Below are 15,472 nucleotides of genomic sequence, written 5' to 3'. Positions count from 1 at the left end.
GGTCACGCGGGCAGGTGGTCGCCGACGAGGGCGAGGTTCTGGATGGCGGCCAGGCCGTACAGGGCCGTGGTGTTGGTGCTGATCCACAGGTGCTCGTAGCCGGGTTCGAGGGCGGCGGGGCCCTGGACGGGGGTCTTGTCCCAGACCATGGCCGCCGTGTAGCCGTCGCTCCTGTCGAACTTGGCCCAGGCCCGCTGGGCGAGCTTGGCGTCGTTCAGCTGCGCGGCGGCGTAGGCGTCCTGGCGCGAGTGGCCCTGGAAGAGCAGCAGGGTGCCGAAGTTCTTGCCGTACCGGGCGGCCTGTTCGGTCTTGGAGGCGTTGAAGTAGCGGCAGTAGTCGAGCCAGGCCGCCTTGAACTCCGGCAGGTCGACGAGGTCGATGAGTTCGGCGCACATCTCGACCAGGCCGAACATGGCGGAGAGGTGGGAGACGCCGACGACGGGTTCGGTGGCGACGGTGAAGCGGCCGGTGTCGAGGTCGTAGAGACCGGTGCCCTGGACGAAGCCGTTGGGCTGGGCGGCGATGGTCTCCATGGTGGAGCGCAGCCGGGCCTCGGCCTTGGCGGCCTTGGGGCCGCCGCGCTCCCACTCGGTGAGCCAGGCGGCGGCGAGGCCGCTCCAGTCGGTGCCGAAGCCGATGGAGAGGGCGTGCCGGTCGGGGGTGTAGGGCTCGGTGCGGATCTTGCGGATGGGGTCGAGGACGAGGAAGGTCTCGTCGGAGTCGACGAGGTCGTGCATGAGGTCGCCGACGCGTTCGTCGGCGGTGAGGAAGTAGTAGGGACGCCGGTACACGGCGGTGGAGATGCGCTGCTGCTTGGCGCTGCAGGCGAAGTGCTGGACGCCGTGGCGGGTGCCGAGTCCGGCCCACCGACCGAGGTGGTAGACGTCGACCTCGCCGGTGTGGCGGGTCATGGCCTCGGCGAAGCGGAAGACGTCGGCGCGGCCGGAGCGCAGGTAGGCGTACCAGAGCCACAGGTCGGGCGAGAGCTCGGAGTTGTCCCAGGCGTAGCCGCCGACGTCGTACCGCCACTGGTGCCGGTCCTCGTCGTAGGTGTGCATGATGTCGCCGTAGTCCCAGAAGCCGTACCAGCGGCGCTGCTCCGCCTGGTCCTTGTAGTAGGTGAAGAGGTAGTCGAGGTGGTCCTCGATCTTCGCCTTGGCGGGGGTGGAGCGGTCGACCGGGGAGAAGAGCCCGCCGAACACCCGGGCGCGGACGAGGTCCTCGGGGCTGACGGCGAGCTGCGGCGGGGTGCGGACGGCGGCGGACTGGGCGACGAGGGCGTCGGCGGTGGGAGTGGCGGCGTTGGCCCAGAACATCAGCTCGCTGGTACGGGCGATGCCGTACGGGGTGCCGAAGCCGGGCTCGTAGTCCTCGTAGGTGATGTTGAGGCCTTCGAGCTGCTCGGGGAAGGCGTCCTGGCCCATGCCGTCGTGGTAGAAGCGCAGGTCCATGGGCTGGGCCTCGGGCGACCAGAGCCAGAGGGTGACCTCGGCCTCGTCGCCGGCCGCGTTCCTGATGTCGAGCTGGGCGGGGTGCTTCTGCCAGAAGTCCCGCAGGCCGAAGGAGAGTCCGCCGGTGACGCCGCCGACGCAGCCGAAGCCGCTCGCGCGGCGGCCGCCGCCGGCCGGGATCCAGCCGTGGCCGGGCTTGGTGCGCTTGCGCAGGGCGAAGCCGTCGGCGGAGAGCTGGGCGAGGGTGTAGTCGCCCCAGGTGGGGACGTACTGCATGCGGGTGGTGACGCGCTGGTCCCAGGTGGCGGGGTCGGGCAGCTTCTCGCCCTTGACCTGGGCGGTGCGGACGGCGGCGCCGGGGTCGCGGCGCAGGCCCGTGACGCCCTGGACGGCCTCGGTGAGGAAGCCGGCGCCCTCGCCGGCGATCCGGACGTGCCGGTCGTAGGCGGCGTCCCGCATGGGGACGGTGAAGCGGACGCCGAGGCCGCGGATGAAGTCCTTCTGCTGGTCGCCGTCGTAGGTGATGGTGTGGACCATGCGGAAGGACTCGGAGCCCGCGTAGAAGTAGAGGCGCACCGAGAAGGGCAGCCAACTACGGCTTCCCTTGCGGTGCTTGCCGTCGACGCGGACCACGGCCCGGACGGGGCCGCTCTGTTCGACGACGGCGCCGGAGATCTCGCCGTCGAACCGCTCCCACTTGGCGTTGCCCTGGTCGCCGTCGTCGAGGTCGCTCTGGCGGAGCAGGACGAGCCGGCCGTCAGTGGCGATCTTCACGCCGTCACGGGTGACGGACTCGACGAGCTTCCCGCCGTCCTTGGAGACGACGGCCCGGACGGTGCCGGTGTCGATCGTGATCCGGCGGCCGGTCTCCGTGACGGAGACGGTCTTCGCGGCGGTCGCGGGGGTCCCGGGGGCGAGGGTGAAGCGTTCGGCCCCGGCGGCCTCGGGGCCGACGGCGTGCGCGGTCCACTTGAGGGAGCCGTCGGGCCAGCGGGCGGTGGTCCAGGTCTGTACGGGGACGGATCCGCCGTCGGCCGTGGTGAGCGCGAAGGCCTGGTCGTCGGGGTGGACGCCCTTGGGCCAGGCGGCGCCGAAGGTGGATCCCGCGGCGGCGCCGAGCCCGCCGGGCTCCAGCCAGGTGACGGTCGCGGGCCGCCCTTCCCCGGCCGCCGAGGCGGCCGGGGCGGCCGGGGCGGCCTGCGCCTGCTCGCGCCCGAGGACCCAGCTGAACTGCGCGGCGGCTCCGGCCACGGCGGCGGCCTTGAGGAGGGAGCGGCGAGGTATCGAGGACACGGAAACTCCTTTCATGGGCATGCCGATGACATGCCTGCGGAAGCGGGGGTACGGGGGGCCGCCTCGGTAGGCGCGGCCATGACGCCACGGGGCGGCGGACCTGGGGGGACCCGGGCCCCACCCCCCGTGTGGGCATTCGTCCCGCTGGGGCGATGGGGGCCCCTGCTCGAGCGAAGCCGAGAGCTTGCGGGAGGGTGGGCACACGGGACGGCGCCCTATGCGGGCGCCTCCGCCCTTTGCGCCCGGACCCGCACCACTTGTGCGGTGCACCCGGGGTGCGGGCTCAGGCGGCATGAACTGTGCGGCGCGCACCGGGTGCGGGTCCAGGCACGGAAGCCTGGGCCCGGCAGGGGGCGCCGTCCGTTGTGCCCACCCGTCCCGCCCCTGGCGGACGATTGCCCACAACGGGGTGGGTGCCGCTCAGGGCCCCGGGCCGTGGGCGTGGCGCGACCGGGAACTGCCGCGGCCCCGGGAGGGTGGATCAGGCGGCCGCCGGTACCGCCCCGCGGCGCTCCGCCGCCAGGGCCGAGGCGACGAGGACGCCGAGGGCCGGCAGGGCCAGGGGGGCGGAGAACCAGGCCGACGCGGCGATCACCGCGAGGCCGCAGACGACGAGGAGGGAGCCCGCCGGGTCGCGCAGCGTGCGGCGGGCGGCGGGGCCGAGGAGGGTACGCCAGCGCAGGTCCGGGCGCCAGGCCGTGGCCGCCCGCAGGAGGGTGACCGTCAGCCAGAGCGCCGCGAGGATCGCGAGGGTTCCCGCCGCCCGCCCGCCGGGCACGGGCAGCGCCCGTACGAACGCGAGGTCGGCACCCACCAGGGCGAGCGCGGCGCCGTAGCCGAGCCCCGCCGACCAGCCCCCGCCCCGCAGGGCCGCACGCAGGTCGGCGGCGAAGAACCGCAGTCCGGCCTGTTCGTCGCCGGTCCAGCGCCGCAGGTGCGCGGCGCCGGCCGCGAGGGCCGCCGGAAGGGTCACCAGCGGGAGGGCGGCGACGGCGATCCACACGCCCACGAGGAGGCATTCCGCGAAGATCCCGAATCGGGCCATGAACCGTTCTCTCATCGCGCCGGACCTCCCCTCAGCCCTTGAGGCCGGAGGTGGCCATGCCGTCGATGAGGTACCGCTGGAAGGCGAGGAAGAAGGCGACCACCGGGAGGAGCGCCACGAGCGACATCGCGATCATGCCGCCGTAGTTGGCGACGCCGTCCTGGTCGACGAACATCTTCAGACCGAGCGAGACCGTGTACTTCTCGGGTTCGTTGAGGTAGATCAGCGGACCCATGAAGTCGTTCCACGCGTTGATGAACGTGAAGATCGCGCTGGTGATGAGCGCGGGACGGCAGAGCGGCAGCACGATCGACCAGTACGTCCGCAGGTGCCCGCAGCCGTCGAGGCGGGCCGCCTCGTCGAGCTCCTTCGGCAGTCCGCGCATGAACTGGAGCATCAGGAAGACGAAGAAGGCGTCCGTGGCCAGGTACTTGCCGAGCAGCAACGGCGTGTACGTGTTGATGAGTTCGAGCTTCTGGAACAGCACGTACTGCGGGATGAGCAGCACGTGGTACGGAAGCAGCAGCGTACCGATCATCAGGGTGAAGAGCACTCCGCGTCCGGCGAAACCGATCTTGGCGAAGGCGTACGCGGAGAGCGAGCTGGAGATCAGCACGCCCACCACCGAACCGACCGCCAGGAAGAGGGAGTTGCCGAAGAAGGTGGTGATGGGGATGTCGGCGATGCCGTCGGCGAGCCGCCGGTAGTTGTCGGTGATGGGGTCGGCGGGGAAGAGCGTCAGGCTGCCGACGATCTCGTCGTTCGGCTTGAAGGAGCCGCCGAACACCCACACCACGGGGTAGAGGATGACCGCGAGGACGGCCAGGGACCCGAGGTGCCAGGCGACCGAACCCGCCGTGCGCGGCCTGCCGTTCCGCGCACCGGACGGCCGTGCGCCGGACGGGTCCGCGTCGGGCGGGTCCGCGTCGGACGGCTTCGCTCCGGACGGCTTCGCGCCGATGCGTGCGAGGCTCATCGGGCCCCCTCCTCGTAGTGCACCCAGCGCCGCTGGGACCAGAAAAGCACCGCCGTGACCAGGCCGACGGCGAGCAGCAGCATCCAGGCCATCGCCGAGGCGAGACCCATCCGGCTGTTCTCGAAGCCCTGGATGTAGAGGTAGCAGGTGTAGACGAGCGTGCCGTCGGCCGGCCCGCAGGCGTTGCCCTGGCTGCCGATGATGTAGGCGGACCCGAAGATCTGGAAGGAGTGGATGGTCTCCAGGAGCACGTTGAAGAAGAGCACCGGGGAGATCATCGGCAGGGTGATGTGCCAGAACCTCCGCCACGGGCTCGCCCCGTCGACCTGTGCCGCCTCGTACAGCTCGCGCGGCACCTGCTTGAGCCCGGCCAGGAAGATGACCATCGGGGCGCCGAACTGCCAGACGGTCAGCGCGACCAGGGCGTAGATGATGCGGTCGGGGTCGCCGATCCAGCCTCCGGCCTCCATGCCGAAGACCTGTTGCGCGCGGTCGACGGCGGCGCCGTCGGAGAAGATGGCGCGCCAGACGATGGCGATGGAGACGCTGGCGCCGATGAGCGAGGGCGCGTAGAACGCGGCCCGGTAGAAGCCCTGTCCGCGCCTGCTCTGGTTGAGGAGCAGGGCGACGCCGAGCGCGGCGGCCAGTTTCAGCGGGGTGCCGATGACCACGTACCAGCCGGTGATCTCGACCGAGGTGCGCCAGCGGGCGTCGCCGAACATCTCGGTGAAGTTGTCGAGGCCGATCCACTTCGGGGCGTCGAACAGGTTGTAGTCGGTGAAGGCGAAGTAGAGGGAGGCGACCATGGGACCCGCGGTGAGCAGCAGGAAGCCCGCGATCCAGGGGGACATGAAGAGGTAGCCGGCGAGGTTCTCGCGGCGGGCCCTGCCGGAGCGGGCGGTGTCGCGCGGCGCCCGGGGCGGGCGCCCGCCGCCGGACGGGGAGACCGCGGGCGCGGTCTCCCCGTCCGGGCGGGGCGCCCGTCCGGGGGGCGGTGCGGGAGTCGGTGCGGAGGTCACGACGGCGCCCATCAGGAGGAGAGCGCCGTCTTCGCCTCGGTGAAGTACTGCTTCACCGCGTCCGCGACCGGTCGCTCGCCCAGGGACATCTCCTCGGCGAGCCGCATGAACGCCGCCTCGCACACGTCGGCGCCGGCCGGGTGCGGGGTGATCGGCTCCAGGACGCGGGACTCGACGAGCTGCTTCTCGTACGCGGCGATCTGCTTGCCGACCTCGTCGGAGGGCACGTACGCGTCGCTCTGGGCGATGGTGGCCGGGACTCCGCGGTCGTACCCCATGATCTTCCCGACCTCGGGGTCGTGGACCATGAAGTCGATGAACTGGGCGGCCTCCTTGGGGTGCTTGGTGCGCTTGGAGGCGCTGAGCATGAGCGAGCCGAGGTACTGCCCGGTCTTGCGGCCGTCGGTGGTGGGTATGGGGGCGAGGCCGTACTGGCTCTTGCCCTCGGAGGTGTAGCGGACGGCGAAGTTGTCCCAGGTGAACTCGCAACCCGCGAGTTCGGCGGTCACGGCCGACTTGGGCTTGACCGGGATGGTCTTCTTCGGGTCGGCGTAGACGCCGGACTTCACCCGCGTGGTGGCCTTGGTCCACCAGTCCGTCAGGTCCGCCTCGGTGAAGCCGAGGCCGGTGGTGGTGAAGAAGGCCTTGCCCTGCTGGCGCAGGTAGAGGTCGTACAGGTACATGATCCCGTACGGGCCCGCGTCGCCGGCCCGGCCCTGCGTCTCCCGGATCCTCGTGAGGGCCGCGTGGTACTCGTCCCAGGTCCAGCCCGGCTTCGGGGTGATCCCGGCCTTGGTGAACACGGCCCGGTCGACGACGAGGGCCATCGAGTTGCTGCCGACGGGGACACCGAGCAGCTTCCCCTCGACCTCGCCGAACTTCTCCAGGCCGGCCCGGAACCCGTCGAGGCGGAGGTTCCCCTCCTCGGCCTGCTCGCGCAGGTCGAGGAGGACGTTCTTCGCGTCGTACTTGCGCAGGAAGCCGATGGCGTTCTGGAAGACGTCGGGCGTGTTGCCGCCGGACGCCTGGGTGTTGAACTTCTTCCAGAAGTCGGCGTAGGGCTGGAAGTCGGTCTTGATCTTGATCTTCGGGAACTTCTTCTCGAAGAGCGCGATCGACTGGTTGATCCGCTTGGCCCGGTCCTCCGAGCCCCACCAGCTGTACCGAATGGTGACGGTGCCGTCTCCGGAGCCCGAGCCGGTGCCACAGCCCGCCGCGGTCAGGCCGAGAGCCGCGAGCGAGCCGCCGGCGACCTTCAGCATGCCCCGACGGTCAACAGTGCCTTGAGTACGCACAGTTCGTCCTCCGCGCGTTAATGGAACGTTTCAGGAAAGCGCTTGCTGGGACAAAGTAGGGTCGTCGGCCAGCCACGTCAACGATTCGGACCGGATCTCTCGAAGCGCTTCGAGGCCCACGCCGGACCCATCCTTGTGAAAGGATTCAAAAACCGAACCGACATTGAAGTCGAGGTCGGACGCGAAGGGGGCGGCACGGATGGCCCGATCGGTGCGGGACACGCAACATCCTCTCGTTCGGATCGTTCGAAATATCGACCAATGACCGCATGTTCGAACGAGAACGTAGGAGCGCAGCTCGCGCGCGTCAATGGACCTTTCGCCGCGAACGCCGCAGGTCGCGGACGCACGGCGGCACGGGCGGCCCGGTGCGGCCGGGCCGCCGCGGCGCGCGGAAGACACCGAGGCAACCGAGCTGACGTACCGTCAATCCATATGCTCTCCCCGTGACCGACCACGCAGACCGGGCCGCCGCCCTGCCCAGGATCGGGGTGGAGGAGGAGTTCCTCCTCGTCGACCGGACCAGCCGGACCCCGTTCGGTTCCGCGGCCGCGGTGGTCAAGCGCGCCCGTGACCGGCTGGCCGACCGGGTCGGGCCGGAGATCCTCACCGACATGGTGGAGACCCGCACCCGACCGGTCGCCGATCTGCTCGGGCTGCGCGCGGAGCTGGCCGAGCTGCGCGCGGGGGTGGCCGGGGCCGCCGAGGAGGCGGGCTGCCTGGCGCTGGCGTCCGGCACCGCCCCGCTGGCCTCGCGCGGCGGCCAGGAGGTCACCGACGAGGCGCGGTACCGAAGGATCGCCGAGCGCTACGGCCCACTGGTGACCGCCGAGAGCGGGATCGGGGTGTGTGGCTGCCACGTGCACCTGGAGGTGGCGGACCGCGAGGAGGCGGTGCGGCTCAGCAACCGGTTGCGCCCCTGGCTGCCCACGTTGCAGTCGCTGGCGGCCAACTCTCCGTTCCACTGCGGCCGGGACAGCGGCTATGCGAGCTGGCGGTTCATGCGCTGGGCCCAGCTGCCGGGAGCGGGACCGGCCCCGTTCCTCGCCGACGCCGCCGAGTACGACCTGCTGGTGGACCGGCTGGTCGGTTCCGGCATGCTGGTCGACCGGCGGACGGTCTACTGGCACTGCCGGCCCAATGAGCACTGGCCGACCCTGGAGGTCCGGGTCGCCGACGTGTGCACGGAGCTCGACGCCGTCCTGCTCCTGGCCGGGTTGCTTCGCGGGCTTGCGGCCGCCCTGCTGACCGACGTCCGCCAGGGGGTCCCCGTGCCGGAGATCAGTGACGCCTTGCTGCGCGCCGCCCACTGGCGGTCGGCGCGCGACGGTCTGGCGGGGCACGCCCTGGACCCGGCGAGCGGGACGCCGCGCCCGGCGGTGGAGCTGGTCGAAGACCTCCTCGCGAAGGCAGCCCCGGCCCTCGCGGCAGCCGGCGAGCTCGACCTGGTGCGGGAGCTGTGGACCAGCCGGCGGACCGCCGGGTGCGGCGCCGCCCGGCAGCGTGCGGTGTTCGCGCGGCGGGGCTCGCTCGCCGACGTGGTCGACGAGGTGGCGCTCCGCGCGGACGCGTAGGGCCTGTCCTTCGGACCAGGCGTGGCGCGTCGGCGGTATCGAGGAAACGGCCGAAGACCGGGCGGGCCCCTCACGGGGTCCGCCCGGTCTCGTCGTACGCGGAACTTCTCTGTGCGGGGCGGCTGTTATTCGAGCAGCTCCGCGTACGAGCCCATGGCCAGGGCGATGTCCGCCTGGGCCCAGAACCGGTGGTAGGTGAAGACGGGGGCCGCGCCGCCCGCCAGGTAGGCCTCGATCTTCGGCCAGGCCGGGTCGTCCTGGTAGAAGCCGCGGATCGAGGCGAAGGTGGAGGAGTTGTTCACCGTGTCGCCGTTCGGCATGACACCGGTCCAGCCGCTCGGTACGTACACGGGGTCGTCGAAGCGGTTGTAGTCGGCGCGGGTCTCCTCGACGGCGATGCCCAGCGGGTCCTGGTGGTGGTCCCACATGCCGTCGAGCAGGGCCTTGGCGACCCGCTTGGCCTCCGCGTGGCCGGACTTGGCCGCGTAGTAGGTGAGGGTCTTGGCGTAGGCGGCGGCCACGCCGACGTCGTTCGTGTAGTCGGCGACGGTGACGTGCAGACCGGCGTTGGCTCCGGGGTTCGCCGCGTTCCAGGTGTCGGGCTTGCCGGACCACTGGAGGGTGGAGGGGATGCGGTAGGTGCCGTCCGGGTTGACCGTGGTCTCGGACAGGGCCCAGGAGACCCACTTGTCGAGGACGGTCTTCGCGGCGGCGTCACCGGTCTGCTGGTAGTACTCGGCGACCCGCTCCATCGACCAGGCCTGGAAGCCGAACCACTGGTTCGACGCCGGGTCGTGGTAGACGGGCTTCTCGTCGTAGTACATGCCGTGGAAGGTGGGGGTGCCGGCCGGCGGGGTGGCGTAACGGCCCTGCCAGCTGTTGGTGGCGCCGCCCGCGATGGCGCCCTCGTCGGACTGGAGCCAGCGGTAGAACTCCAGCTGCCGGTCGAGGCTGGTCGCCCAGTCCGCCTGGCCCGTCGTCGACTTGGGCTTGAGCGGGGCGTACTCGCTGAGCGCGTAGGCGGCCAGCGGGTTCTGGTAGCCGCCGTGGGCGTGGCTGGATCCGATGCGCCAGGACCAGCCGGCCGAGGTGTCGGTGGCGCCGCCCCAGGCGTAGTACCAGGACATCAGGTAGTGGGCGCTGTCCTTGCCGGTGCCGGCCGGGCAGGCGGTCGGGCCGACGCAGTTGCCGACCTTCTTGAAGTACTTGTCGAACATGGCGTACCGCAGGTAGTCGCCCATCTTGGCGGCCTTGCCGACGGTGCCGGCGACCTGGGTGCCCTTGCCCTGCTGCTTGGCCCAGAGGTCGGCCCAGTAGGCGGCCTGGACGGCGCGGGCGTCGGCGTCGGGGGCGTTGGTGAACTTCCACTGCTTGGCGTAGGAGGCGTCCCCCGTGAACAGGTCGAGGTAGCCGTTCTTCCCGCCGTAGGTGAAGTTGTCGCAGGTCGGGTGGGTGACGGTCTCCCAGACGGACTCCTGCGGGCCGCGCTGGAAGGTGTTGATGTACGAGGGTCCCGTCGCCGTCGGTCCTGCGGAGCACTTGCCGGGCTCGTTGCCGAAGCCGTAGACGTTGTCGACGTCCTGGATCCAGTGCATGCCGTAGATGTCGTCGGTGCCGTAGGCGCTCTTGAGCTCGGCGGCGATCGGGTCGGATCCGGAGGTCACGCCGGAGTCGAGCCGGGCCGGGTACTGCGAGGGCAGGTCCCACTCGGGGGCGTACGTCGCCGGCTTCGAGGCGTTGTAGGAGCCGGTGGTGGGCTGGTCGGCGTGGGTGGGGATCATGAATTTCTCCATGATGTCCCAGGCGCCGTTGAACTCGGTCCAGTCGCCGGTGATCTTGCCGTACATGGCCTGGAGCCAGATGAGGTAGCTGTACGCCTCCGAGGTCGTCTCGTGCCCGTGGTCGGGGGCCTCGACGATCAGGGTCTCCACGGAGTGGTACGGGATGCCCTCGGGCGAGAAGTAGCCGTTGGCCGGGTTGGTGATCTTCCCGTGGAGGTCGAGGAAGCGGGCGTCGTACGTGGAGTCCGCGGCCAGCTGGGCGACGGTGACCTCGGCCTTGGCGTGGCCGGGGGCGGTCGCGGTGAAGACGGCGGAGCCGGTGCCGGTGGCCGCGGCGGCGACGGTCACCTTCTGGGCGGTGTTCCAGTTCGCCGGGGTGAAGGTGAGGGCGGCCGGGGTCGCGGTGAGGTTGGTGTTGCCCGAGGTGCGGGCGACGCTCACCGTGACGTTCGCGGTGGGGGCGGTGGAGAGCTTCAGGTCGAAGGTGCCGGTGGCGCCCTGGCGTACCCCGAGCTGGCTCGGGGAGGCCACGAGCGCGGGTCCCGCGGCGACGGTGATGCCGACGGGGGCCGACTCGGCGGAGGCGCCGAGGCTGTCGTAGGCCTTGGCGTAGAGGGAGTGGGCGCCGGTGGCGAGGCCGGCCGCGCTGTGGGTGAAGGGCGCGGTGGTGTCGGTGCCGAGGAGCGCGGTGTCGCTGTAGAACTCGACCTTCTGCACGGTGGCGCCGTCGGCCGCGGCGGCGGTGGCGGCGAGCGGTACCGCGTCGCCCCGGGAGTAGGTCGCCCCGGCGGTGGGGCTGGTCAGGACGGCGACGGGCGGCTGGTGGGCACCCGTGCAGGGGGTGCCGTTGACCGCGAAGGAGGCCGGGGCGGCGTTGGCCCCGCTGTAGGTGAACTGGGCGCCGGTGGTGACGGCCGCGCCGGCGGCGAGGGTGCCGTTCCAGGAGGCGTTGGTCACGGTGACGTTCTTGCCGGACTGGGACCAGACGCCGCTCCAGCCGTTGGTGAGCTTCTGGTCACCGGCGTAGGAGTACGTCAGCGTCCAGCCGTTCAGGGCCTCGGCGGCCCGGTTGGTGAGCGTGAGTTCGGCGGTGAAGCCCGAACCCCAGTCGTTCGTCTTGTAGTCGACGCTGCACTGGACGGCGGCGGCCCGGGCGGTGGCCTGGGAGGTGGTGGCGCCGACGGCCAGCAGGCCGAGGGGGAGGGAGAGCGCCGCGGCCAGGGCGGTCAGCGGCCGGCGTGGTCTCGTTCTTGCTCGTAGGCGTGGCATGCGGGTGGTTCTCCTCGCGGCTCGGGAGGCGGGGGAGCGAAGAGCGAAAGGTGCGTGGAGACAAGCTCTGAACCAGTGGGAGCGCTCCCACTGTGCAGTTGGGACGCAACGGCGTCAAGGTGTGTGAAGAGTCGAAGGCAATCGACCGGGAAATTTACCCAACCCCCCTTTTGCTTGACGCCGGTTGACGCTACGGTCTGGCCGACCAGTGGGAGCGAATCCGTCCGGTCGGCACGCCGTCAGGGGTGTGCCCTCGCTGCGAGGACTCGCTCATGCGACATCCCCCACGCCTGTCCGCGCTGCTCTCCGGAGTGGCGCTCACGACGGCGAGCACCGCGTTCGCCCTCATGGGTACGGCCTCAGGAGCCGCGGCCGCACCCGTCTGCACGGTGGAGTACTCGGTCGTCGGCCAGTGGGCCGGCGGCTACCAGGGTGCCGTCACCGTCACCAACAACAGTTCCGCGCTGAACGGCTGGAGCCTCGGCTTCGACTTCCCCGCCGGCCAGGTCGTCAGCCAGGGCTGGGGCGGAAAGTGGTCCCAGTCCGGCACGGACGTCACCGTCGCGAACGAGAGCTGGAACGCCGCGCTCGGCACGGGCGCGAAGATCTCGGGCGGCTTCATCGCCTCCTGGTCGGGTGCCAACACGGCGCCCACCGCGTTCACGCTCAACGGCACGCCCTGCGCCACGGACGGGACCACCCCGACCCCGACCCCGACCCCGACCACTCCGACCACCCCTCCGACCACCCCTCCGACCACCCCTCCGACCACCCCTCCGACGACTCCCCCGCCCACCACTCCCCCGACCCTTCCCCCGCCGACTCCGGTCTCCGGCGCACCCGAGCTGAGCGTCGTCGGCAACAAGTTCGTCGACCAGAACGGCGCGGTCCGCCGCCTGCTCGGCGTCAACCGCTCCGGCGGCGAGTTCATGTGCGTCCAGGGCCACGGCATCTGGGACGGTCCCGTCGACGACGCCTCGGTCAAGGCGATCGCCGACTGGAAGGCCAACACGGTCCGCGTCCCCCTCAACGAGGAGTGCTGGCTCGGCCTGGACAACATCAAGCCCGAGTACCGCGGCGCCCACTACATCAACGCGGTCAAGGACCTGGTGACCAAGGTCCTCGCCCACGGCATGACCCCCGTGGTCGAACTGCACTGGACGCACGGCCAGTACACCGGGAACTCCTCGGGCTGCTCCGACGTGCACGCCTCCTGCCAGAAGCCGATGCCCAATGCCCAGTACACCCCGGCCTTCTGGACCTCGGTGGCGAACACCTTCAAGAACGACGAGCGGGTCGTCCTCGACCTGTTCAACGAGCCCTATCCGGACCGGGCGACCTCCACCGCGGCACAGGCCTGGTCCTGCTGGCGCGACGGCGGCACCTGCCCCGGCATCGGCTACGAGGTCGCCGGCATGCAGGACCTGCTGGACGCCGTCCGCGCCACGGGGGCGAAGAACCTCGTCCTCGTCCCGGGCATCGCGTACTCCAACGACCTGAGCCAGTGGCTCACGTACCGCCCCACCGACCCGGCGGAGAATCTGGCCGCCGCCTGGCACGTCTACAACTTCAACACCTGCTCGAACGAGACGTGCTGGAACGACACCCTCGCCCCGGTAGCCGCCCAGGTACCCCTGCTGGCGGGCGAGATCGGTGAGAACACCTGCGGACACGCGTTCATCGACCGCGTCATGAAGTGGTTCGACGACCGCGGCCTCTCGTACCTGGGCTGGACCTGGAACACCTGGAACTGCAACTCCGGTCCCGCGCTGATCAGTTCGTACGACGGCACCCCCACCGCATTCGGGATCGGGCTGCGCGACCGCCTGCGTGGCCTCACCCCGTGAAAGAACCCCTGAAAGAACCCCTGAAAGGAACCCCCACCCGCATGAGCCGCACCAGTCGTACCGGCCGCACCGCCCTTCTGGCGGCGCTCGGCCTCATCACGGCCACCGGCGCCACCGCCACCGTCCTCGGCACCGCCACCGCCGGCGCCGCCGCCCCCGGCTGCAAGGTCGACTACCAGGTCACCAACCAGTGGAGCACCGGCTTCGGCGCCAACGTGACCGTCACCAACACCGGTGACCCGGTCTCCGCCTGGACCCTGGAGTGGTCCTACGCCGGCAACCAGCAGGTCACCCAGGGCTGGAACGCCACCATCACCCAGTCCGGCGCCGCCGTCACCGCCAAGAACGTCTCCTACAACGGGACCCTGGCCACCGGCGGTTCCACCTCCTTCGGATTCAACGGCTCGTACAGCGGCACCAACGCCGTGCCCGCCACCTTCAAGCTGAACGGCGTCACCTGCAACGGGGCCACCGAGCCGACCGAGCCCCCGACCACCCCGCCCACCACTCCCCCGACGACCCCGCCGCCGGCCGGCAGCAAGGTCGACAACCCCTACTCCGGCGCCAAGGTGTACGTGAACCCCGACTGGAGCGCGAAGGCCGCCGCGGAGCCGGGCGGCACCAAGATCTCCAACCAGCCCACCGGCGTCTGGCTGGACCGGATCGCCGCCATCAACGGCACTCCCAGTGCCAGGGGCCTGCGCGGTCACCTCGACGAGGCCCTGAAGCAGAAGGGCACCGGAGAGCTCGTCGTCCAGCTGGTCATCTACAACCTGCCGGGCCGCGACTGTGCCGCGCTCGCCTCCAACGGCGAGCTCGGCCCCACGGAGATCGGCCGCTACAAGACCGAGTACATCGACCCGATCGCCGCGATCCTCGCCGACCCGAAGTACGCGGGCCTGCGGATCGTCACCACGGTCGAGATCGACTCCCTGCCCAACCTGGTCACCAACGTCTCCGGGCGCCCGACGGCCACCGCCAACTGTGACGTCATGAAGGCCAACGGCAACTACATCACCGGCGTCGGCTACGCGCTCAACAAGCTGGGCTCGATCGGCAACGTCTACAACTACGTCGACGCCGGTCACCACGGCTGGCTGGGCTGGGACAGCAACTTCGGCCCCTCCGCCGAACTGTTCAAGACGGCCGCCACGGCCGAGGGCTCCACGGTCGACAAGGTGCACGGCTTCATCGTCAACACCGCCAACTACAGCGCCCTGAAGGAGGACCACTTCAAGATCGGGGACTCCGTCAACGGCACCTCCGTGCGCACGTCGAAGTGGATCGACTGGAACCAGTACACCGACGAGCTGTCGTACGCCCAGGCCATGCGCGACAAGCTGGTCTCGATCGGCTTCAACAGCAACCTCGGCATGCTGATCGACACCTCCCGCAACGGCTGGGGCGGCACCCAGCGGCCCACCGGTCCGGGGGCGCTGACCAACGTCGACACGTACGTCAACGGCGGCAAGTACGACCGCCGCATCCACCTCGGCAACTGGTGCAACCAGTCCGGTGCCGGTCTCGGCGAACGGCCCCAGGCGGCACCCGCCGCGGGCATCGACGCGTACGTCTGGATGAAGCCCCCGGGCGAGTCCGACGGCGCCTCCAAGGAGATCCCGAACACCGAGGGCAAGGGCTTCGACCGGATGTGCGACCCGACGTACACGGGCAACGCCCGTAACGGGAACAGCATGTCGGGCGCGCTGCCGGACGCCCCGCTCTCGGGGGCGTGGTTCTCGGCCCAGTTCCAGGAGCTCATGAAGAACGCCCACCCGGCGCTGTAGGGGAACACGGTCCCATGAGGTGGGGCGCGCCGCCCGGGGGGCGGGGGGGGGCCCCACGGGGGGGCCCGCCCCCGCCCAGGGGGGCGGCGCGGGGGGGTATAAAAAAAAAACCCACCCCCACCCACATCTTGGTAT

General features: G+C 70.8%; 10 protein-coding genes. 3 read left to right on the top strand and 7 right to left on the bottom strand.

Annotation, left to right across the window (positions count from 1 at the left end; genetic code table 11):
- Positions 1-2: 2 nt before the first annotated feature.
- The 6 genes from ACFWUY_RS22840 to ACFWUY_RS22815 all read right to left on the bottom strand — a co-directional run bounded on the left by ACFWUY_RS22840 (position 3) and on the right by ACFWUY_RS22815 (position 7,301).
- Positions 3-2,744 carry a Tat pathway signal sequence domain protein gene (locus tag ACFWUY_RS22840; RefSeq protein ID WP_384111731.1) on the bottom strand — a complete coding sequence of 914 codons (2,742 nt, stop codon included), beginning with the start codon at positions 2,742-2,744 and terminating at the stop codon, positions 3-5.
- A 481-nt stretch (positions 2,745-3,225) separates the two neighbouring features.
- On the bottom strand, positions 3,226-3,804 hold the full coding sequence (locus tag ACFWUY_RS22835; RefSeq protein ID WP_384111728.1) for a hypothetical protein: 579 nt from the start codon (positions 3,802-3,804) through the stop codon (positions 3,226-3,228).
- Between the two features lie 16 nt (positions 3,805-3,820).
- Positions 3,821-4,765, bottom strand: coding sequence for a carbohydrate ABC transporter permease (locus ACFWUY_RS22830; RefSeq protein ID WP_384111725.1), 945 nt, complete (start codon positions 4,763-4,765; stop codon positions 3,821-3,823).
- Complete coding sequence (locus ACFWUY_RS22825) at positions 4,762-5,796, bottom strand: carbohydrate ABC transporter permease (RefSeq protein WP_384111722.1); 1,035 nt, start codon at positions 5,794-5,796, stop codon at positions 4,762-4,764. The genes ACFWUY_RS22830 and ACFWUY_RS22825 overlap by 4 nt, the downstream gene beginning before the upstream one ends.
- Positions 5,796-7,046 carry an ABC transporter substrate-binding protein gene (locus tag ACFWUY_RS22820; protein WP_384111720.1) on the bottom strand — a complete coding sequence of 417 codons (1,251 nt, stop codon included), beginning with the start codon at positions 7,044-7,046 and terminating at the stop codon, positions 5,796-5,798. Before ACFWUY_RS22820 ends, ACFWUY_RS22825 begins: the two co-directional genes overlap by 1 nt.
- A 63-nt stretch (positions 7,047-7,109) precedes the next feature.
- Complete coding sequence (locus ACFWUY_RS22815) at positions 7,110-7,301, bottom strand: hypothetical protein (RefSeq protein ID WP_384111718.1); 192 nt, start codon at positions 7,299-7,301, stop codon at positions 7,110-7,112.
- Positions 7,302-7,525: 224 nt separating this feature from the next.
- On the opposite strand from ACFWUY_RS22815, the gene ACFWUY_RS22810 reads away from it, so the two are divergent.
- Entirely contained in the window at positions 7,526-8,653 is a 1,128-nt protein-coding gene (locus ACFWUY_RS22810; RefSeq protein ID WP_384111715.1) for a glutamate--cysteine ligase, read from the top strand.
- Positions 8,654-8,778: 125 nt separating this feature from the next.
- Here the strand turns inward: ACFWUY_RS22810 and ACFWUY_RS22805 are convergent, their stop codons facing one another.
- Entirely contained in the window at positions 8,779-11,703 is a 2,925-nt protein-coding gene (locus ACFWUY_RS22805) for a glycoside hydrolase family 48 protein (protein ID WP_384111713.1), read from the bottom strand.
- Positions 11,704-11,975: 272 nt separating this feature from the next.
- Here ACFWUY_RS22805 and ACFWUY_RS22800 point away from each other — a divergent pair, with 272 nt between their 5' ends.
- Both ACFWUY_RS22800 and ACFWUY_RS22795 read left to right on the top strand, forming a co-directional pair.
- Positions 11,976-13,550 carry a cellulase family glycosylhydrolase gene (locus tag ACFWUY_RS22800; protein ID WP_384111710.1) on the top strand — a complete coding sequence of 525 codons (1,575 nt, stop codon included), beginning with the start codon at positions 11,976-11,978 and terminating at the stop codon, positions 13,548-13,550.
- Between the two features lie 41 nt (positions 13,551-13,591).
- Positions 13,592-15,337: a glycoside hydrolase family 6 protein gene (locus ACFWUY_RS22795; protein WP_384111708.1), complete on the top strand. Its 1,746-nt coding sequence runs from the start codon at positions 13,592-13,594 to the stop codon at positions 15,335-15,337.
- Positions 15,338-15,472 lie beyond the last annotated feature (135 nt).

This window comes from Streptomyces sp. NPDC058664, assembly GCF_042716635.1.
In the GTDB taxonomy this organism is placed as follows: Bacteria; Actinomycetota; Actinomycetes; order Streptomycetales; family Streptomycetaceae; genus Streptomyces.
This window is presented reverse-complemented; position numbering and strand designations above follow the sequence as displayed.